20 protein-coding genes and 1 tRNA gene are annotated in these 18,180 nt (G+C 69.7%); 9 read left to right on the top strand and 12 right to left on the bottom strand.

What is annotated here, in order from left to right; translation table 11 throughout:
• Complete coding sequence (locus tag ACFLIM_RS16280; protein WP_393166061.1) at positions 1-258, top strand: DUF1876 domain-containing protein; 258 nt, start codon at positions 1-3, stop codon at positions 256-258.
• Here ACFLIM_RS16280 and ACFLIM_RS16275 read toward each other — a convergent pair whose 3' ends face one another.
• From ACFLIM_RS16275 to ACFLIM_RS16255, 5 genes are read right to left on the bottom strand one after another with little or no spacing between them, the layout of a single operon-like run.
• Entirely contained in the window at positions 259-1,164 is a 906-nt protein-coding gene (locus ACFLIM_RS16275) for a dihydrodipicolinate synthase family protein (RefSeq protein ID WP_393166059.1), read from the bottom strand.
• A complete protein-coding gene (locus ACFLIM_RS16270; protein WP_393166057.1) occupies positions 1,161-2,150 on the bottom strand; it encodes an ABC transporter ATP-binding protein in 990 nt (329 codons plus the stop codon). The genes ACFLIM_RS16275 and ACFLIM_RS16270 overlap by 4 nt, the downstream gene beginning before the upstream one ends.
• Positions 2,143-4,092 carry a dipeptide/oligopeptide/nickel ABC transporter permease/ATP-binding protein gene (locus tag ACFLIM_RS16265; RefSeq protein WP_393166055.1) on the bottom strand — a complete coding sequence of 650 codons (1,950 nt, stop codon included), beginning with the start codon at positions 4,090-4,092 and terminating at the stop codon, positions 2,143-2,145. Before ACFLIM_RS16265 ends, ACFLIM_RS16270 begins: the two co-directional genes overlap by 8 nt.
• The gene (locus ACFLIM_RS16260; protein ID WP_393166051.1) at positions 4,089-5,048 is read right to left on the bottom strand and encodes an ABC transporter permease; all 960 of its coding nucleotides are present in this window, start codon (positions 5,046-5,048) and stop codon (positions 4,089-4,091) included. The genes ACFLIM_RS16265 and ACFLIM_RS16260 overlap by 4 nt, the downstream gene beginning before the upstream one ends.
• Complete coding sequence (locus ACFLIM_RS16255; RefSeq protein WP_393166049.1) at positions 5,045-6,652, bottom strand: ABC transporter substrate-binding protein; 1,608 nt, start codon at positions 6,650-6,652, stop codon at positions 5,045-5,047. The genes ACFLIM_RS16260 and ACFLIM_RS16255 overlap by 4 nt, the downstream gene beginning before the upstream one ends.
• A gap of 132 nt (positions 6,653-6,784) precedes the next feature.
• Between ACFLIM_RS16255 and ACFLIM_RS16250 the strand changes: the two genes are divergently transcribed.
• On the top strand, positions 6,785-7,495 hold the full coding sequence (locus ACFLIM_RS16250) for a FadR/GntR family transcriptional regulator (protein ID WP_393166047.1): 711 nt from the start codon (positions 6,785-6,787) through the stop codon (positions 7,493-7,495).
• On the opposite strand, the gene ACFLIM_RS16245 is transcribed toward ACFLIM_RS16250, so the two are convergent.
• Complete coding sequence (locus ACFLIM_RS16245; protein ID WP_393166045.1) at positions 7,492-8,076, bottom strand: HD domain-containing protein; 585 nt, start codon at positions 8,074-8,076, stop codon at positions 7,492-7,494. The genes ACFLIM_RS16250 and ACFLIM_RS16245 overlap by 4 nt on opposite strands.
• 39 nt (positions 8,077-8,115) lie before the next feature.
• Here ACFLIM_RS16245 and ACFLIM_RS16240 point away from each other — a divergent pair, with 39 nt between their 5' ends.
• Both ACFLIM_RS16240 and ACFLIM_RS16235 read left to right on the top strand, forming a co-directional pair.
• Complete coding sequence (locus ACFLIM_RS16240) at positions 8,116-8,916, top strand: DUF4429 domain-containing protein (RefSeq protein ID WP_393166043.1); 801 nt, start codon at positions 8,116-8,118, stop codon at positions 8,914-8,916.
• Positions 8,917-8,987: 71 nt separating this feature from the next.
• Positions 8,988-9,416 (top strand): nucleoside deaminase, encoded by a 429-nt coding sequence (locus ACFLIM_RS16235; RefSeq protein WP_393166041.1) that lies wholly within the window; start codon positions 8,988-8,990, stop codon positions 9,414-9,416.
• A 5-nt stretch (positions 9,417-9,421) separates the two neighbouring features.
• Here ACFLIM_RS16235 and ACFLIM_RS16230 read toward each other — a convergent pair whose 3' ends face one another.
• From ACFLIM_RS16230 to ACFLIM_RS16215, 4 genes are all read right to left on the bottom strand, one after another.
• Positions 9,422-10,384 (bottom strand): alpha/beta hydrolase, encoded by a 963-nt coding sequence (locus ACFLIM_RS16230; protein ID WP_393166039.1) that lies wholly within the window; start codon positions 10,382-10,384, stop codon positions 9,422-9,424.
• A 132-nt stretch (positions 10,385-10,516) separates the two neighbouring features.
• Positions 10,517-10,593, bottom strand: a tRNA-Lys gene (locus ACFLIM_RS16225).
• A gap of 43 nt (positions 10,594-10,636) precedes the next feature.
• Positions 10,637-11,563, bottom strand: a complete 927-nt coding sequence (locus ACFLIM_RS16220) for a nucleoside hydrolase (RefSeq protein ID WP_393166037.1) — start codon at positions 11,561-11,563, stop codon at positions 10,637-10,639.
• Between the two features lie 251 nt (positions 11,564-11,814).
• Positions 11,815-12,207: an OsmC family protein gene (locus ACFLIM_RS16215; RefSeq protein WP_393166035.1), complete on the bottom strand. Its 393-nt coding sequence runs from the start codon at positions 12,205-12,207 to the stop codon at positions 11,815-11,817.
• A gap of 51 nt (positions 12,208-12,258) precedes the next feature.
• On the opposite strand from ACFLIM_RS16215, the gene ACFLIM_RS16210 reads away from it, so the two are divergent.
• A complete protein-coding gene (locus tag ACFLIM_RS16210) occupies positions 12,259-12,960 on the top strand; it encodes a hypothetical protein (RefSeq protein ID WP_393166033.1) in 702 nt (233 codons plus the stop codon).
• A gap of 54 nt (positions 12,961-13,014) precedes the next feature.
• Entirely contained in the window at positions 13,015-13,863 is an 849-nt protein-coding gene (locus ACFLIM_RS16205; protein ID WP_393166031.1) for an FAD:protein FMN transferase, read from the top strand.
• 21 nt (positions 13,864-13,884) lie between these two features.
• Here the strand turns inward: ACFLIM_RS16205 and ACFLIM_RS16200 are convergent, their stop codons facing one another.
• Positions 13,885-14,160, bottom strand: coding sequence for a hypothetical protein (locus tag ACFLIM_RS16200; RefSeq protein WP_393166029.1), 276 nt, complete (start codon positions 14,158-14,160; stop codon positions 13,885-13,887).
• Positions 14,161-14,294: 134 nt separating this feature from the next.
• Here ACFLIM_RS16200 and ACFLIM_RS16195 point away from each other — a divergent pair, with 134 nt between their 5' ends.
• Entirely contained in the window at positions 14,295-14,675 is a 381-nt protein-coding gene (locus tag ACFLIM_RS16195; RefSeq protein ID WP_393166027.1) for a phage holin family protein, read from the top strand.
• A gap of 6 nt (positions 14,676-14,681) precedes the next feature.
• Positions 14,682-16,049 (top strand): aromatic amino acid lyase, encoded by a 1,368-nt coding sequence (locus ACFLIM_RS16190; protein WP_393166025.1) that lies wholly within the window; start codon positions 14,682-14,684, stop codon positions 16,047-16,049.
• A gap of 13 nt (positions 16,050-16,062) precedes the next feature.
• Here ACFLIM_RS16190 and ACFLIM_RS16185 read toward each other — a convergent pair whose 3' ends face one another.
• Entirely contained in the window at positions 16,063-17,052 is a 990-nt protein-coding gene (locus ACFLIM_RS16185; RefSeq protein ID WP_393166023.1) for a LacI family DNA-binding transcriptional regulator, read from the bottom strand.
• A 179-nt stretch (positions 17,053-17,231) separates the two neighbouring features.
• Here ACFLIM_RS16185 and ACFLIM_RS16180 point away from each other — a divergent pair, with 179 nt between their 5' ends.
• Complete coding sequence (locus ACFLIM_RS16180; RefSeq protein ID WP_393166021.1) at positions 17,232-18,167, top strand: amidohydrolase; 936 nt, start codon at positions 17,232-17,234, stop codon at positions 18,165-18,167.
• Positions 18,168-18,180: the final 13 nt, after the last annotated feature.

Below are 18,180 nucleotides of genomic sequence, written 5' to 3'. Positions count from 1 at the left end.
ATGGAGTACAAACAGTGGAATGTGCAGATCTGGATCAGTGAGGACGACCGGGACGCGGTGACGACGGCCACGGCGGTGTTGTTCACCCCGGATGGCAAGCGGCACGAGAGCGTGGCCCACGCCCGCCGCAACCCTGACGATCGGCCCGTGCCCGGGATCGGGGACGAGCTGGCCGCCGGGCGGGCGCTGTCCGAGCTGTCGGCGAAGCTGATCGAGGACGGCGCGGAGGACGTGGCCCAGATGGCCAGTCCTGCATAGTCAGAGCAGCCCCGCGGTCGCCAGGAGTTTGCCGATCCGGCCGATCTCGTCGTCGTTCAGCGGGGTCTGCGGGAGCGCGGTGATCGGGCAGTCGATGACGCCGCGTAGGTGAAGTGCGGCCTTGAACGCTCCGAGGCCGGACGAACTACCGCCCATGCGGTTGCCGCCGACGCGGACGATCTCGAACAGCCTGGTCAGGCGCTCCTGCTCCACCCTGGCCGCCTCCCAGTCGCCGCGGGAGGCGCAGCGGTACAGCTCGACGTATCCGTGCGGGTCCACGTTCCCCAGCCCCGGCACCACGCCGTCGGCGCCCATCCACAGGGCCGAGTCCACGGTCACCTCGGACCCGGTGAGCACGCTGAACGGCGCCTCGCGACCCATGATGACCTCGCGCATGCCCCCGTCGTCGCCGCTGGAGTCCTTCACCCCCGCCAGCACGCCTTCTGCGGCCAGCTCCAGCAGCAGCCCGGCACTCAGCTTCGTGTGCACGGAAACCGGCAGGTCATAGGCATACACCGGCAATCCACCCCGCGTGGCGATCGTCCGGAAATGTGTCCGGATTTCGGACGGATGGGTACGCGTGTAGAACGGCGCCGTGGCCACCAGCCCCGAAACCCCGGCCTCGACCGCGACCCGCACATGTTCCAGCACGCGGGGCGTCGTCATGTCGATCACCCCGGCCAACACCGGCACCTGACCGCCCACGTGCCCCATCACCGTGTCCAGCACCACCCGCCGCTGGGCGTCCGTCAGGTACGCCACCTCAGACGAGGACCCCAGCACGAACAACCCGTCCACACCGCCTTCGAGCAGGTGATCCACCAGCCGGATGAAAGACGCGGTGTCCACCTCGTAGTCAGGGGTCAAAGGGGTGCAAACCGGTGGGATGACGCCGGTCAAAGTCATACGCGCTCCTGGATCAGCTCAAGGTCGGTGGCTCCCGCCGCCACCGGGTGGTGGCAGTGGAAGAGGTGGTCGTCGTCGGTCCGCGCGACGGGCATCTCGGCCGCACACACATCGTCTGCCCGCCAGCACCGCGTGCGGAACGGGCAACCGCTAGGCGGATTGGTGGCCGAGGGCACGGTGCCGACCAGCGGGATCGGATTGATCGGCGAGATCAACCCGGGCGTCGCGGAGAACAGAGCCCGCGTATAGGGATGGCGGGCGCTCAACGGCACCGCCTGCGCGGGCGTCTGCTCGACGATCCGGCCGAGATACATGGTGACCACACGGTCGCTCATCCTGCGTACCGTCTGGATGTCGTGCGAGACGAACACCAGCGCCAGCCCGAGCCGTTCCTTCAGGTCGAGCAGCAGGTTGAGGATCTGGGCCCGTACCGACACGTCCAGCGCGCTGGTGGGCTCGTCGGCGATCAGCAGGTCGGGTTCGAGCGCGAGCGCCCTGGCCACGGCCACGCGCTGGCGCTGCCCGCCGGAGAGCTGGCTCGGCAGCGCGTCGGCGGCACTGGCGGGCAGGCCCACCAGGTCGAGCAGCTCGCGTACGCGGGCGTCGCGCTCGGCGGGGGTGCCGCGGCCGTGCACGATGAGCGGGTCACGCAGCACCTGCCTGATCGGCAGCCGCCGGTTGAGCGCCGTGGACGGATCCTGAAAAATCATCCCAACGCTCGACCCGATCAACGCCCGCCGCTCGGACTCCTTCAACCCCCACAGGTCCTGGCCGCGGAAGGTCACGCTGCCCGCAGTCGGCCGCTGCAGCCCCACCAGCACCTTGGCCAGCGTCGACTTGCCACACCCCGACTCGCCGACGATCCCGACCGTCTCACCGGGGTTGACCGTCAGGTCGGCGGCGGTCAGCGCGTAGACGCGGTCGCGCGAGAACAAGCCTCCGGATCGAGCCTTGTACACGACGTGCACATCGGTCAGCTCAAGCACGCTGCTCACTCCTCATCAGAGCCGGATGGTGGCAGGCCACCGCATGCGTGGCGTCCCCCTCCAGCACCGGAGTCTCGGTACGGCACACGTCCGTCGCCATCGGGCACCGGTCCGCGAACCGGCACCCGGCCGGGAAGTCCGCGGGAGCCGGCACCACGCCGCGGATCTGCGTGAGCCGCTCGGCCCCCGACTCCAGCGACAACACCGAGCCGAGCAGGCCGCGGGCGTAGTGGTGGGCGGGCGCGCCGACCAGCGTCGCCGTGGCGCCGGTCTCGACGATCTGGCCGCCGTACATGACGACCACGCGGTCGGTGACGTCGGCAACCAGCGCGAGGTCGTGCGAGACGAGGATCAGCGCGAACCCGAGCTCCTCGCGCAGCCGCAACAACAGCTCGATGACCTGCGCCTGGACGGTCACGTCGAGCGCGGTGGTGGGCTCGTCGGCGACGATCAGCTTGGGGTCGCGGGAGAGCGCCATCGCGATCAGCACCCGCTGCCGCTGCCCGCCCGACAACTCGTGCGGGTAGGAGGGCAGGGTGCGGCGGGCGTCGAGGCCGACGAGTTCGAGCAGCTCGGTGGGGGTACGCCGGCCGCCCCGGCGGGTGAGCTGCTTGAGCTGGGCCTTGATGGTCATGGCCGGGTTCAGCGAGGAGAGGGCGTCCTGGTAGATCATCGCCATCTCGTGACCGAGCAGCCGGCGGCGGGCGCGGCGTGACTCCGTGAGCAGCTCCCGCTGGTCGAAGCGCACGTGGCCGCTGACGCGGGCGTCGCGGGGTTGCAGTCCCATGATGGTCAGCGCGGTCAGCGACTTGCCGCAGCCGGACTCGCCCACCAGGCCGAGCACCTCGCCGGGGCGTACCTCGAAGCCGATGCCGTCCACGATGTCGACGCCGCCATCCGGGCCGTCGGCGAACCCGATCCGCAGCCGCTCCACGGCGAGGACCGCCGGGCCCTGCGGCAGCGGGCGGGCGCGCTCGGCAAGCCGGCGCGCGGCCTCGGCCAGCCCCGGCAGCTCCACCACCTCGCCGGAGCCCGGCCGCGCCTGCTCGAACGCGTCGTCCTTCTTGACGAGCTGATCTATTGGGGCCTTGCGGGCGGCGGGCGCGGCCCAGGCGTCGGAGATGCCCTCGGACAGGATGTTCAGGGCGAGCACGGTGACCAGGATCAGCAGGCCGGGGAAGACCGTGGCCCACCAGCCGCCGAGCAGCACCATGTTCTTGCCGTCCGCGATGACGCTGCCCCAGGAGGGGTTCGGCGGGCGTACGCCGGCGCCGATGAACGACAATGACGCCTCGAACACGATCGCGTCGGCCACCATCACCGTGCAGAACACCAGCACCGGCGCCGCGCAGTTGATCGCGACATGCCTGATCAGGATGTGCGGCGTGCGGGCGCCGATGATCCGCTCGGCCGCGACGTAGTCCTCGCCGTACTGGGCGATCACGTTGGCCCGCACGACCCTGGCCACGGACGGCATGTAGAGGAAGGCCATGGCCATGACCAGCACGGGGATGCTGCCGCCGAACACCGCCACGAGCACCGCGGCCAGCGCGATGCCGGGGAAGGCCATGACCACGTCGAGCAGGCGCATGAGGGTTTCGTCCACGGCCCGGCGGGAGGTGGCAGCGACCGCGCCGATGATCGCCCCGGCCACCAGGGCGAGCCCGGTCGCGCCGAGGCCGATGATCAGCGACCAGCGGGAGCCGTACAGGAGCCTGGACAGGATGTCGCGGTTGGCGCTGTCCAGGCCCATCCAGTGCGCGGCCGACGGGCCGCCGCCGGCGGCCTCCTGGAAGTACGGCGAGTGCGGCGCGATCCACGGCGCCACCAGCGCGGCCAGCACGACCACGGCCACGATGCCGACCGCGACCCACGACAGCGGCTTCAGCCTGCGGAAGCCCACCCCCGGGCGGGACAGCCGCTCTGTCAGTCCACGTCTCATGCGGCGCTCCTGAGGCGGGGGTTGACCAGCAGGTAGAGGATGTCGACGACCAGGTTGACGACCATGAAGCCGATCGCGATGGTCAGCACCACGCCCTGGACGACGGCCGGGTCGCCGTCGCGCACGGCGTTGATCATGAGCTGGCCCATGCCGGGCAGGCCGTAGATGGTCTCGATGACCACGGTCCCGCCGATCAGGTAGCCGATGCGCAGGCCGAGCACGGTCAGCGGGGTGATCAGGGCGTTGCGGAGCACGTTCCGGCCGACGACCACGATCGGCGGCAGGCCGCTGCCGATCGCGGTGCGCACGTAGTCCCGGTCCAGCTCCTCCACCATCGACGTGCGGATGATGCGGGTGAGCTGGGCGGCGATCGGCAACGACAACGACAGGGCGGGCAGGGTCATCGACTGCAGCCAGCCGGCGGTCGAGTCGGCCGGGTTGATGTAGCCGCCGGTCGGGAACAGGCCCTCGCCGACGGCCAGGTACTGGATCATCAGCAATGCCAGCCAGAACGGCGGCGCCGCCACCCCGACCAGCGACACCACCCGGATCACCTGGTCGGGCCAGCGGTCGCGGAACAACGCGCCGGTGACGCCGAACACCACCGACAACACCACCGCGACGGCCAGCCCCAGGAACGTGAGCTGCAACGTCAGCGGCAGCGCGGTCATCACGGACTCGATCACCGGCTTCTTGGTGAGCACGCTGGTGCCCATGTCGCCCTGCGCCAGCTCCGCGACGAACCGGACGTAACGCACGGGCAGCGGGTCCAGCAGGCCGTTCTCGATCTGGAACTGGTGGATCTGCTCGGGGGTCGGGTTCGCGCCCTGGAAGTAGGCGTACTCCGGCTTGACGCCGGAGAAGCGCATCACGATGAACACGAACGCGACCACGCCGAGCAGCAGCGGGATCAGGATGAGGAGCCGCCGCAGCAGCATCCTGGCGACGAGCGTCATGTCCTCTTGGCCTGCAGCAGGTTGATGCCCGGGTACGGCTGGGCGCGGATGCCGGACAACTTCTTCGGGTCCCAGGCGGTCATCAGCTCGTTGTGCACGACCGGGTAGAGGATGGCCTGCTCAGCCACGAAGTCCAGATATTTGTGGACCAGCTCGGTTTTCTGGGCCTTGTCCGTTTCCTTGCCGGCCTCGTCCATCATCGAGAACAGCTTCTTGGCGTCCTCGCTGCCGTCCCAGTGGCTGTACTTCATCCACAGGCCGCCCGGCACGTAGTTGTAGTGCAGGATCAGGTCGGCGTCCATGCCGAACTGGTTGGGGTTCGAGGCCGCGGCGACCACCTGGTAGTCCTGGAACTGGTCCATCTTGGTGAACAACGCGGCCGTGTCCTGCGGCTCCAGCGTGGTCTTGATCCCGACGGCCTCCCAGGAGGCGGCGATGGTGGGCAGGCAGTCCACGATCCAGCTCACGTTCACCGCCATGAGGTTGATCGTCAGGTTCTTCACACCCGCCTCAGCCAGCAGCGCCTTGGCCTTCTCCGGGTCGTAGTCGTAGACGGCCGAGGCCCGTTTGTGGTCGGGGTGGCCCTCGTTGAGGAAGGAGCTGGCGGCCGTGCCGTGGCCCTTGAGCGCCACGTCGATCATCTTCTGCTTGTCGATCGCGTAGTGCAGCGCCTGACGCACCCGTACGTCGTCGAAGGGTTTCGCAGCGGTGTTGAACATCACGAACATGTGGTTCATGCCCTTGCCGCCCTCGACCGTCAGCCCCTGCTGCTTGAGCTGCTCGACGTTGGCGTACGGGATGTTGTCGGCGATCTGCGCCTCCGCCGAGCCGCCGGAGATCTTGGCCACCCGGGCGGCGGCGTCCACGATCGTCAGCCAGTTCATCTTCTTGACCGTGGCGGGACGCGGGCCGTTGTAGCCGTCGAACGCCTCAAAAGCGGTGTTGGACTTGGGGTTGTGCGCGGTCTGCCGGTACGGCCCCGACCCCACCGCCTTGCCGCCCTTGGCCTGATCCCACGCCCCCGCCTGGCTGAACACGTGCTTCGGCATGATCTTGGCGATCGTCAGCCGGGGCGCGGCGTCGGGGAACGGCATCTTGAAGACCAGCTCGACGTTCTTGTCGTCGACCTTCTTCACCTCCTGGAGCCAGGACCTGAAGAAGTTGCCGGTCAGCACGTTCGCCTCGGGATCGAGGATGCGCTCGAAGGTGAAGACCACGTCGTCGGCGGTCACCGGCTGCCCGTCGTGCCACTTGGCGCCGTCCCTGAGTGTGAACTTCCACGAGGTCGCGTTCAGGTCCGCGGGCAGCGCGGTGGCCAGCGCCGGGTACGGCTCCCGCGTGATCGGGTCGGTGTCGAGCAGTCCCTCGTAGATGTGGTTGATCCCGGCCATCGCGAAGGCGGAAGCGGTCTGCGTCGGGTCCCAGCTCTGGTCGTTGCCGTATCCGATAACGGCGGTGATCAGGTCCTTGTTGGATCCGGCGCCGACCGAGCCGGTCGATGCCGGACCTCCGGTGCAGGCGGAGAGGGTGGCCGCGATGAACGCCGCCGCACCCGTCGCTCCGCTGTAACGCAGGAAGTCGCGGCGGCTGAACTCAGAGCTCACGGATGCCTCCTGGGATATAGAACGTGGGACATCCCATGTCCTATCTTGTGCGTAAAGTGGACGCTAAATGCTGCCCCCGCTTCAGGTCAACAGAAGATTTCCGGAATGTTACCTACGACGAAAGGATTCTTCATGACCGCTGTCCCGCGCCCGGCACGGCCGAGCCGTGCCGTGGAGGTCCAGCAGGGCGTCAAGGACCTGATCGTCCAGCGCGGGCTGGTGGCCGGCGATCCCCTGCCCACCGAGTCGGAGTTGATGGCGGAGCTCCAGGTCAGCCGGAACTCGATCAGGGAGGCGCTCAAGGCCCTCCAGGCGGTCGGCATCGTGGACATCCGCCACGGCTTCGGCATGTTCGTGGGCCGGATGTCACTGGCGGGCCTGGTGGACGAGCTGGCCTTCCACAGCCGCATCACCCTGCAGAACGGCAAGAACCACCTGGCCCACCTCATCGAGATCCGCGAGATCCTGGAGAGCGGCCTCGTGGAGCGCCTCATCGAGCTCAAGCCGGCGGCCGATCTGACCCTGGTCGCCGACGTCATCGCCCGGATGGAGGCCGAGGCGGAGGCTGGGCTGGTCTCCCCCGAAACCGACCGCCTCTTCCACGATCTCCTCTACCGGCCGCTCGGCAACCCCCTGGTGAGCCAACTCCTGGGGGCGTTCTGGGACGTGTACTACCAGTTGCGCGACGCCCTCGGATCCCCCGACGAGCCGCCCGGCGACGTGGCCAAACGGCACCGCGACATCTACACGGCCGTGCTCGCGGGCGACCGGGCCGCCGCCGTGGCCGCGGTGCACGCCCACTTCGACGGCGTACGCAACCGGGTGGCCAGGATCCGCGGCTAGTGCGCCGGCCAGCGCTCGACGCGGCGCCAGCGCTCGCGCCACTCCGCGTACCACCGCGCGAACCAGGGGTGAGCTCCGGCCAGCGGCATGATGTACGCGACGGTCTCCAGGTAGTAGCGCCGCTGGAACCGCCACGACATCCGCTGCAGCTCCTGCACGTTGCTCACCCGGTCGGCCAGCTTCACGAGCACCGCCCCGGGCGGCGCCTTGACGAGGGTGGCCAGGTAGTCGGCCTTCGCGACGCCGCGGCGCTTGGTCACCCACCGTACGAACTCCGCCACCCGAGGCCCGAACCGCCGCGCGATCTCCGCCTCGGTGCACGGCGTGTCCTCCACGACGTCGTGCAGCACGATCGCCACCAGCACGTCCCTGTCCACCACGCCGGCGCCGGTCACGGCCACCTCCAGCGCCTCCAGCAGATGCTCCAGGTACGGCCGCCCCGTCGGCCGCTGCTGCACCCCGTGCTGCCGCCCGGCGAACCCGACCGCCTCGCGCAGCGTGTCCACGGTCTCCGGCGGGAGCGCCTTGGCCAGCGGGCCTTCCGCCTGCCTCCAGGACGCCCAGCTCGTGAAGATCTCCATCCCGCTCCTCTCGATGTGACCGTGTCCTAGGCTGACAATATGGCCGAGATCGCCGTCCCCGACGGCTCGTGGACGTTCAACGGTGAGACTCTGCGTATCGTGCCTGGCAGCGACAAGGACGTCCACGATTTACGCAAGACGCTGGGCGAGGTCGTGGTGCCGCTGGAGGCGATCGCCGGCGTGGCGTTCGAGCCGGCGCGCAAGGGTGGTCACGTACGCCTGCGCCTGCGCAAGGGGGCCGATCCGCTGTCGGACGCGGTGGCCGGGTCGCTGGGGCCGCCCGCGGACCCGTACCGGCTGTCCGTGCCGAAGGCCCGCGCGGGCGCGGCGGAATACTTCGCCGACGAGATCCGCGACACCCTGCTCGTCTACCAGACGCCCGGCGGCCCCTGCGAGGACTACCTGCTGCCGGGGCCGAACGTGCCCATCTCCGCGACGGCGGGCGACGGCACGGCGGTGTTCGACGGCGAGCGGGTGCGCCTGGAGTGGACGGGGTTCGCGAACACGGAGAAGGAGAAGGCGGGCTCGCAGGAGTTCCCGCTGTCCGACCTGACCGGGGTGGAGTGGAAGCCGCAGTCCGGCATGGGCTACGGCACGCTGCGCTTCCGGATCAAGGGCGAGGGGCCGCGCTGTCGCCGCAGAAGGACCCGCGCTGCGTGTCCTGGGGCATCCAACGGTACGGCGGCGCGACCGCCCTGGTCGCCGCGGCCGTGCTCGCCCGGCTGCCGCGCAACGTGCCCGAGTTGCCCCCTCCCCTGCCGCCCGGCTCCGACGACGTGCACGACGCGGTCCTGCGCCGCCTGGCCGAGCTCGGCGAGCTGCACCGCTCGGGCGTGCTGACCGACGATGAGTTCGCGACGGCCAAGCAGGCCATGATCCGCCGCCTTCAGGAACCCCTCTAGGGTGAGACGGTGACACACGACGAAGAGAGCCTCCTGCGCCGCGCCATCGAGCTGGCCGCGGCGGCGCGCGCCGACGGCAACCCGCCGTTCGGCTCGCTGCTGGCCGGGCACGACGGCGCCATCCTGGCCGAGGAGCGCAACACCTCACTCACCGACCGCGACATCACGGCGCACCCCGAGCTGAAGCTGGCCCGCTGGGCCGCCCGCGAGCTCGACCCCGCCGCCGCGGCCACGACCACGATGTACACGAGCTGCCAGCCCTGCGGGATGTGCGCGGGCGCCATCGCCCGCTCGGGCCTGGGCCGCGTCGTCTACGCGCTGTCCGGCGAGCAACTCGACGGCCTCAAGCCGCCCGGCACCGCCTTCGTGAACCCTCCGTCCGAAGGCCCCGCCCTCTACGCCGAGGCCCGCGTGCCGGTCGAGGGCTACTACCGCTGACCGTGTCAGCCGATCTTCTCCTTCAGCAGCTCGGCCAGCTGCTGGGTGGCTCGCAGGCAGATCTGGGAGTGGTTGGTGAACTGGATGAAGCCGTGGGTGAGGGTGGGGTGATGGATGTAGGTCAGGTCGTTGCCGGCCTCGGCGAGCTTGCGGGCATAGGCGTGGCCGACATCGCGTAGCGGGTCGAATCCGTTGGTGACCAGCACCGCGGGGGGCAGGCCGGCGTGCGAGGCGGCGTTGAGCGGGGAGACCAGGGGCTGCCGGGCGTCCTCGTCGTGCGGCAGGTAGTTCCAGGCGAACAGCAGCACGCCGTAGGTCTCCAGGTAGTAGCCGGTACGGTTCTCGCTACCCGCGTCGGTGTCGAACGGCAGCGCCGTCTCCGGATACAGCGGCAGCTGCAGGGCCAGGCGCGGGCCGCCGCCGTCGCGGAATTTGAGGGTCAGCGCGCAGGTCATGTTGCCGCCCGCCGAGTCGCCGCCCAGGGCGATCTTGGCCGGGTCGACGCCCTGCTCGGCGGCGTGCTCGTACAGCCAGCGGATGACGAACTCGCATTCCTCGAGCTGGGTGGGGAACTTGGCCTCCGGCGCCAGGCTGTAGTCCACGGCGTAGGTCTTGATCCCGGCGTGCTCGGCGAACATCCGCATCGGGATCTCGAACTCGTCCAGCGTGCCAACCGTCCATCCGCCGCCGTGCAGGTAGATCAACGCCCCGCAGGGCGTGCTGGTGGCCATGGTGGGGATGTGCACCCGTACCGGCAGCGACCCGTGCGGGCCCTCCAGCACCAGGGTGTCGACCGAGCCGATCGGCGGCCAGGGCTTGGCGGCCAGCACCCGGTGCGAGCGGCGGGCGTCCGCGATCCTCTCGTCGGCGCCCAGGACCGGACCCGTGGGCAGCCACTTGGCCAGTTGTGCGTCCAGGCCGTCCCGCCCGACCGTGGGCGGGACGTTGGTACGGTCGTACACGGGCATCGGCGATCCCCCAGTCGTGACTTCTGATCACTGAGGCCGTGCCCGCCGAATCCCTCACTTAGCACCAAGAACATCCCTGGGTGCGGAAACGACTGCGGGCACCCTCGCTGGGAGCGAGAATGCCCGGATCGATGGTGCGCCGCCAGGGACTCGAACCCCGGACCCGCTGATTAAGAGTCAGCTGCTCTGACCAACTGAGCTAGCGGCGCAACAGGTGTAACTGTATCAGCCGCCGCGCACTGCCCCGCAACATCAGCCGAGCCGGTCCGCCAACCCCTCGTACGCACCCAGCACCAGTTCCCAGAACCCCTTCACGTCCACGGACGTCGCCACGAGCGCGTTCGCCCGCCGATCGCGCAGCTTGAAGTCCGTCACCGTCATCCCGCGGGTGTACAGGCCTGCCGTCTCCACGTTCACCACGGCGGGGACGCAGGTGAACAGGGAGGGGTCGAGCACGTACGCCACCGCGCACGCGTCATGGATGGCCGGCCCGCCCTCGGCCGTCACCACCCCGTAGAACTGCGCGGCGGGCACCAGCAACCGGTCTGCCAGCCTTCCGAGCGGCCGCAGGCGCTCCAGCACCTCCGACGTCACCAGGGCGGACAACGTCACGTCCAGCCCCAGCATCGTCACCGTCCACCCGGCGTCGAACACGATCGCCGCCGCCTCCGGATCGGCCAGCATGTTGAACTCGGCCGCCGGATTGTAGTTGCCGCGGGTAAAGGAGCCGCCCATGATGACCAGGTCGCGGGCCCACTCCACGACGCGCGGCTCCCTGCGTACGGCCAGCGCGATGTTCGTCAGCGGCCCGACGGCCACCAGCGTGATCTCACCGGGGGCGGCCCGCAGCGTCTCCACGATGAAGTCGACCGCGTGCCCCTCCGACGGTCCCCGCTCGGGTGCCGGCAGGACCACGTCGCCGAGCCCGGTGGGCCCGTGCACGTCCGTGGCCCGTACCGTCTGCCGCAGCAGGGCTCCGGCGCTGCCGGGCGTCACGGGCACGTCTCCGAACTGGAGGAACTCCCTGAGCGCCAGCGCGTTGGCCGTGGTCAGCGAGAGATCGACGTTCCCGCCCACGGTGGTGACGCCGACCACCTCCAAGGAAGGGGACCCTGCGGCCAGGGCCAGGGCGAGCGCGTCGTCGATGCCGGGGTCGCAGTCAATCAGAACTTTCTTCACGACACCGGAGGATACGCATGGATCGGGCCGGGCAGTTCCCCCAAAGCTGCCCGGCCCGATCGGCGGCGGTCCAGGCCGACGCTTTCCCCCAAAAACGTCGGCGGTCCCGCACTTTGCGAACCGCGGTCCCCCTCCGCGTCCGCATCGGTGAAGGTCCACCGGTCAGTCGTAGTACTCCTGACCTGCTACAACGCTACCGAGACGAATGCAACGGTCGCGTCATAACGGGGTCGAATATCTGTTTAATCCACCTACGGAAGCTTCAACCGAACCTCCGTACCGTCTTGCAAGGTTCTGCTCACCGTGCAGTGCTTCTCGTGCACCCGCCCCGCGACCGCCCTGAACACCTCGTCGGCCTCCTCCGACGGCAGCTCCACGTCGTAGGTCACGGTCACGGGTCCCAGCTTGTTCGACTCGATCTTCTCCGCCTGCACCGTCATCGCCAGGCGCAGCAGCCGGTGCCCGCGCTTGGCGGTCAGCGGCTCGACGGACACGATGTTGCACCCGCCGACCGCCGCCAGCAGCAACTCCACCGGGGTGAACACCCCGTCCTCGTCGCCGCTCCCGATCCGAACTTCGGCGCCACGGGCGTTCGTGGCCCGGAATCCGCCCTCTTCAGTCCGCTCAACTCGTACGTTAGCCATGTTTCAGACCTTACTCAGATTGCTTTAATGTTCGTTCAGGATCGTGAAGTCATGGCTAGCCAGGCGAATGCGAACCAAGGTCCCGTCCTCTTCTGGTGCGGTGTCGCGGTAGCCGAGTTCGGCGCGATCCAGCCGGGTTTCGGCTATCCGTGGCGGCCCACCGCCTACGCCGCCGCGGCGCTGCTCGTCGTTCTCGGCTTCGTCAGCGTCAAGGCCGCCGACCACCTGCGCACCGAGCAGGCCAGGCAGCGCCTGCGGCTCGGGAGTTACCTCGCGGGCGCGCTGCTGGTAGCACACCAGTTCAGCTCGACGGCCTACGTGACGGAGCTCAGCCGCGCGGGCTCGATCATCCTCTACACGATGGCGGCCGTCATGGCGGTCTGGAGCCACAAGGTCCCCGACACGTCCAGGCCGACCCTGCTCATCGTCACCGGCCTCGACCCGAGCGCCCTGCGCGCCCGCCTGGCCGGCGCCACGGACACCGTGGCCGTCTATCGCACCGACCGCGCCACCGACGAGCTACGCGACCTGGAGGCCAGATACGGTCTCATCCTCGTCGTGGGCGAGGAACACGACCCGAGGGCCAAGGAACGCCTGAGCGCCTCCGGGCTGAGTCGTGAAATTCCCGACATCGCCGAGCGCGATGTGGTGGTGGCCGGCCCACGCCAGTTCAAGCGGTACGTCGGTGGCGCCCTGTCACGCCTTGCGGTCCCCAGATCACAGATTCATTTCAAATCTGGCCAAAAGGTTTAGGCTCACATTACGCGTCGTCTGCAACGGTGGTTCGCGGAGAAGGAGGCAAGGGTGATGACTTCCAATATCGCCGGGTCCGCGACTTCCAATATCGCCGAGTCCGCGACTTCCAATATCGCCGAGTCCGCGAAGGCCTTTCCCGGAACCGCTCGTGTCGAGATGGTCATGGGCCTGCCGGTCAGTGTGGACATCCGCACGGCACTCCCGGCACGCGAGCTGGCCCCGCTGCTCAATGACGCGTTCGCCTGGCTGAGGTGGGTGGACGACACCTTCAGCCCGGTCAAGGAGGACAGCCAGATCGGCCGGCTCAACCGAGGCCAGACGATCAGGCAGATCCCGGAGCTCATCGAGGTCCTGCACCGCTGCGACGAGCTCACCCAGGCCACCGACGGCTGGTTCGAGGCCCGCATCAACGGCGTGATCGACCCGTCCGGCTACATCAAGGGATGGGCGCTGGAGCGGCTGTCGCGCGCCCTGTCCAACGCGGGCGCCGGCGACCACCGCATCACCGCGGGAGACGACATCAGGGTGCGCGGCTCCGCCGCTCCCGGTAAACGCTGGCGCATCGGCGTCCGCGACCCGCGCAAGGACGTGGTGCGCAAGGTCGTCTTCGCCAACGACCTGGGCATCGCCACCTCGGGCGGCGCGCCGATCGTCAACCCGCACACGGGCGAGGTCCAGGAGGGGCTCGGCTCGGTCACCGTGATCGGTCCCGATCTGGGCCTGGCCGACGCCTACGCCACCGCCATCTACGCCATGGGCCCCCTCCTGGCCAGGCGCTTCGCCGCCGGCCTCGGGGAGTCGGGGCCGTACCAGACCATGATCATCGCCCGCGACGGGCAGGAGACCAGCACGCCCGGCTTCACCGACTACAGCGGCGCGGAAGCCCGCCTGGCGGGCTGATCCACCCGGACGGGGCGGATGCTAGGCGTCGGGGTGCTTTCGCAAATAGTCAATGTAGATCGGGCGCAGCGCCTCGCCGAGCTCGCCCTCGCCCGACGCGATGGCGTCGCTCAGCAGCGCGGAGACCCTGCTGAGGTCGTTGGCGGTCCCGGCTTCGTGACCGCTGGCGGCCTCGGCGGCCGGGATCACCTTCAGCAGGTCCCACAGAAACCCCAGGTCCCCGTGGCGTACGGCGTAACGCACCGCCCGATCGTGCAACTCGTCGGCCGGCAACGACTCGAGCCCGTTCGCGTCCATCTCGCACCCTCCCCTCCACGCCTCTTCCCCGCGTTGGGCCGACGATAACCGGTGACTACCAACGGTGACCGGAGGGCATCGTTGTGATTGCGCCCCTATCGCAGCGCCGATCTCAAGTGGGAGGATCAACCAGCGTGAGATTCATCATCAGAACCATTGCGGCGGCGGCGGCCCTGTGGGTCGCCATCCAGTTCGTCCCCGGCATCGGGGTCAACGCCGAAACGAACACGGCCAGGTACTGGGGCGTCCTGCTGATCGTGGCGTTGATCTTCGGCATCGTCAACGCGATCGTCAAGCCCATCGTCAAGGCTCTGGGCTGCGCGATCATCGTCCTGACGCTGGGCCTGTTCCTCCTCGTGATCAACGCGGCCATGCTGCTGCTGACGAGCTGGATCTCCAGCCAGCTCGACATCCCCTTCCACGTCGACAACTTCTACCCGGCCGCGTTCTGGGGCGCGATCATCGTCAGCGTCGTGAGCTGGCTGCTGGGGCTGTTCATCCCCGACAACGACTGACTCTCCATGGAGCTCGACGGCGCCGGCCTGACCTGCGCACAGGTTCACGAGGTCGCGTACGGCGGGGCCCGGGTCACGATCACTTCCCTCGATCGGGCCCGGGCCTCGTGGGCCACCGCCCGGGAGCTCAAAGGCCCCGTGTACGGCCAGACCACCGGCGTCGGCGCCAACAGGGACATCACCCTCGAAGCCCCCGGCCTCGATCTGCTCCGCAGTCACGCCTGCGGCGCCGGCCCCCCGATCGAGCCCGCCCGCGCCAGGGCCATGCTCGTCGTCCGCCTCAACCAGCTGCTGGCCGGCGGCTCCGGCATCAACCCGGCCGTGCTCCCGGTGCTGGCCGACGCGATCAACCACGGCTTCACCCCACCGATCCAGACGTACGGCGCCATCGGCACCGGCGACCTCACAGCCCTCGCCACCACGGCCCTGTGCCTGCTGGACGAACTCCCCTGGCACCACGAAGACCCGCAACGGCGCCGCAAAGGCCCACGGGCGGAAGCAGTTCCCCGCTATCCCCTCGCCTCCACCGACGCGCTGCCGTTCATCAGCTCGGGCGCCGCCACCCTGGCCGACGCCGCCATCGCCATCCACCGTCTGCACCATCTTCTCGAAGCCGCCATCGACGTCGCCGCGATGTCGTTCACCGCCGTGGACGCCTCGGCCGAGCCGCTGGCCGCCGCCGTACAGGAGGCCCGTCCCCACCCCGGCCAGGCCGCCGTGGCCGCACGCCTGCGCGGCCTGCTCACCCAGGAACCGCCCACCCGCATCCAGGACCCGTACGGCTACCGAGCCTTCGCCCAGGTGCACGGCGCCGCCACGGACACCCTGGACCGAGCGCGGCGAACCATCGAAACCGACCTCAACTCGGCAACGGAGAACCCGCTCATCTCCGGCTCCCTGGCCTGGCACAACGGCAACTTCCACTCGGCCCCGGTGGCGCTGGCCCTGGACGCGCTGCGGGCGGCGCTCGTGCAGACCGCCCAGCTCAGCACGGCCCGCCTGGCCACCCTCATGGACCCGGCCTACACCGGCCGCCACGCCTTCCTCGCCGACCGCCCCGGCGCCTCGGGAGCCATGATCCTCGAGTACGTGGCCCAGGACGCCCTGGCCGACCTCCGCCACCTCGCGAACCCGGTGACGACGGGCACGGCGGTGATCTCCCGGGGCACGGAGGACCACGCGGGCTTCGCCACCCAGGCCGCCCGCCACGCCCTGCGCTGCCTGGAGCCGTTGGAAATCGTCCTGGCCTGCGAACACGCCGCCGCCACCCGAGCCCTGCACGCCCCGGTCCCCGACCACCCGCTCACCACCGACCTGAACGAATCCCGCCGCACCCTGCACCGGACCCAGAGGAGCGACCCGCCCAGCCGGTGAGCCCCGCGTCCCGTCACGACACCCGGGCCACCGAGCCGCGTTCCGTGAGCGTGGGTGCCTGGACGACCCGGCGGCGGCGGGTGCCGCCGTCGGCCGCCGCCGAGATGAGCCGCACCGCCGCCCGCACGATCCCGTCGATGTCCCAGTCGACCGTCGTGAGCCCCGGCGTGAGCAGCCCCGACATGGGGTGATCGTCGTAACCCATGACCGACACGTCACCGGGAATCGACAACTCCAGCTCCTGTGCCGCCGCGTAGACCCCATAGGCGATCGAGTCCGAAAAGCAGAACACGGCGCTCGGCTTCGTGGCGAGCAGGATGTCCTGCGCGACCGAGGTGGCGGCGGCCAGGCCGTGGGGGGCGGTGGCGACCGAGATGTCCAGGCCCAGGCGGTCAGCCTCGGCCGTGACGTGCACGTCGGCGGGGCGGTTGGGCGTGCTGGCCCTGGTCGGCGTGAGGATGGCGACGCTGCGGTGGCCCAGAGCCCGCAGGTGCTCCAGGGCCAGCGTCACGCCGCGCCGGTTGTCGAAGACGACCTCGCCGGCCGTGCCCGCGAGCGAGTCGCCGATCGCGACCACCGGCAGCGACTCGCACAACTCCGGCCAGAACGCCGCCGCCGGGTCGAGCGGCTGGACGATCATGCCGTCCACCCGCTGGTCGCGGAGCTGCTGGGCGAGGACCCGCTCCCTGGCGGGGTCGCCGACCGCGTCGAGGATCAGGGCATAGCGGTCCTTCTCCCGCAGGCCCCTGCTGATGCCGACCGCCAGCGACTGCTGCCACAGGTCCTCGAGCGAGCCGCAGAGCAGCCCGATCATGCCGGTGCGGCCGCTGGCCAGGGCCCTGGCGATGGGGTCGGCCTCATAGCCGAGCTCGGCCGCCGCGGCACGCACGCGCTCCATGGTCTCCTCGGACACCTGCAGACCGCGCAGCGCGTAGGAGACGGCCGCCGGTGACAGGCCCGTGGCCTGGGCCACCTCACGGATCGTGGCTCTCTTGCGAGGCATTACGCCAGCTTATTGCGTGGCACCGACAGACGCCCGGCCCAACCGCGAACGCCGCCGTTGACAAACCCCGAAGTGAAGCGGTTCACTGAAACGTATCACTGAAGCGTTTCACCCTCATGACCTCGCAGCGTAGGCGATTTACATGTAATGTGAGTAGGAAATGAAGGGAGGAGGCCGCCGTGAGCATCGATGTCCATCAGCATTTGTGGACGCGTTCATTCCTCGATGCCCTGCGCGCCCGCACCTCCCCGCCGTACCTCGACGGCTGGACGCTGATCCTCGACGGCGAGCCGCCCTACGAGGTCGATCCGAAGGACCATGAGCACCGGGACACCACCGGCCTGGAGCTGGCGCTGGTGTCGCTGTCGAGCCCGCTGGGCATCGAGTTCCTGCCGCCGGAGGAGTCCTGGCCGCTGATCGACGCCTACCACGAAGGCGCCCTGGCGCTCGGCGAGCCATTCGGGGCCTGGGCCGCCACCTGCCACAGCGAGCCCGACCCCGGCCGCCTGGCCAAGGATCTCGACCGCGGCTTCGCGGGGCTGCAGATCCCCGCCACGGCCACGCCCGAAGACGATCTGCTCGACGTGCTCACGACCAGGGACCTGCCGCTGTTCGTGCACCCGGGGCCGGCCGCACCCGCCGAGGGCACGCCGCCGTGGTGGCCCGCGCTCGTGCCGTACGTGCAGCAGATGCACGCCGCCTGGCACTACTTCCACGCCTTCGTCAGGCCCAGGCACCCGAGGCTGCGCGTCTGCTTCGCGCTGCTCGCCGGCCTGGCGCCGCTGCACTCCGAACGCCTGCTCGCCCGCGGCGGCAGCGGCCGCGGCCTGGTGGACCAGGACTTCTTCGTGGAGACCTCCTCGTACGGCCCGCGCGCCATCGACGCCATCGTCCGCGAGCTGGGCATCGACGTCGTCGTCAACGGCTCGGACGCCCCCTACGCCAAAGCACCTGATCCCGGACTCGGTGTGGCTGCCGGTCACGCCATCAGGGTCGTCAACCCCCGTCGTCTACTGGCGAGGGAGTGCCGTCGCCTGGAGGAGCGGCGGGAGCGAAGCGACCAGAGCGGGGGAAGGCGGCGGCATATGGCGACCGAGCCCCGCCTCACGGAGTGAGGCCATCAGCAGG

It is taken from the genome of Nonomuraea marmarensis, from assembly GCF_043197025.1.
Lineage (GTDB): Bacteria > Actinomycetota > Actinomycetes > Streptosporangiales > Streptosporangiaceae > Nonomuraea > Nonomuraea marmarensis.
The sequence above is the reverse complement of the archived record's forward strand: the minus strand, read 5'-3'. Positions and strand labels throughout refer to the sequence as shown.

Excerpts from the sequence above, each read along its gene's own strand:
- ACFLIM_RS16205 (WP_393166031.1), top strand. The coding sequence starts at position 13,015 with ATGACTTCCAATATCGCCGGGTCCGCGACTTCCAATATCGCCGAGTCC.
- ACFLIM_RS16280 (WP_393166061.1), top strand. The coding sequence starts at position 1 with ATGGAGTACAAACAGTGGAATGTGCAGATCTGGATCAGTGAGGACGAC.
- ACFLIM_RS16230 (WP_393166039.1), bottom strand. The coding sequence starts at position 10,384 with ATGCCCGTGTACGACCGTACCAACGTCCCGCCCACGGTCGGGCGGGAC.
- ACFLIM_RS16250 (WP_393166047.1), top strand. The coding sequence starts at position 6,785 with ATGACCGCTGTCCCGCGCCCGGCACGGCCGAGCCGTGCCGTGGAGGTC.
- ACFLIM_RS16265 (WP_393166055.1), bottom strand. The coding sequence starts at position 4,092 with ATGAGACGTGGACTGACAGAGCGGCTGTCCCGCCCGGGGGTGGGCTTC.
- ACFLIM_RS16260 (WP_393166051.1), bottom strand. The coding sequence starts at position 5,048 with ATGACGCTCGTCGCCAGGATGCTGCTGCGGCGGCTCCTCATCCTGATC.
- ACFLIM_RS16245 (WP_393166045.1), bottom strand. The coding sequence starts at position 8,076 with ATGGAGATCTTCACGAGCTGGGCGTCCTGGAGGCAGGCGGAAGGCCCG.
- ACFLIM_RS16210 (WP_393166033.1), top strand. The coding sequence starts at position 12,259 with ATGGCTAGCCAGGCGAATGCGAACCAAGGTCCCGTCCTCTTCTGGTGC.
- ACFLIM_RS16275 (WP_393166059.1), bottom strand. The coding sequence starts at position 1,164 with ATGACTTTGACCGGCGTCATCCCACCGGTTTGCACCCCTTTGACCCCT.
- ACFLIM_RS16200 (WP_393166029.1), bottom strand. The coding sequence starts at position 14,160 with ATGGACGCGAACGGGCTCGAGTCGTTGCCGGCCGACGAGTTGCACGAT.
- ACFLIM_RS16215 (WP_393166035.1), bottom strand. The coding sequence starts at position 12,207 with ATGGCTAACGTACGAGTTGAGCGGACTGAAGAGGGCGGATTCCGGGCC.
- ACFLIM_RS16190 (WP_393166025.1), top strand. The coding sequence starts at position 14,682 with ATGGAGCTCGACGGCGCCGGCCTGACCTGCGCACAGGTTCACGAGGTC.
- ACFLIM_RS16185 (WP_393166023.1), bottom strand. The coding sequence starts at position 17,052 with ATGCCTCGCAAGAGAGCCACGATCCGTGAGGTGGCCCAGGCCACGGGC.
- ACFLIM_RS16240 (WP_393166043.1), top strand. The coding sequence starts at position 8,116 with ATGGCCGAGATCGCCGTCCCCGACGGCTCGTGGACGTTCAACGGTGAG.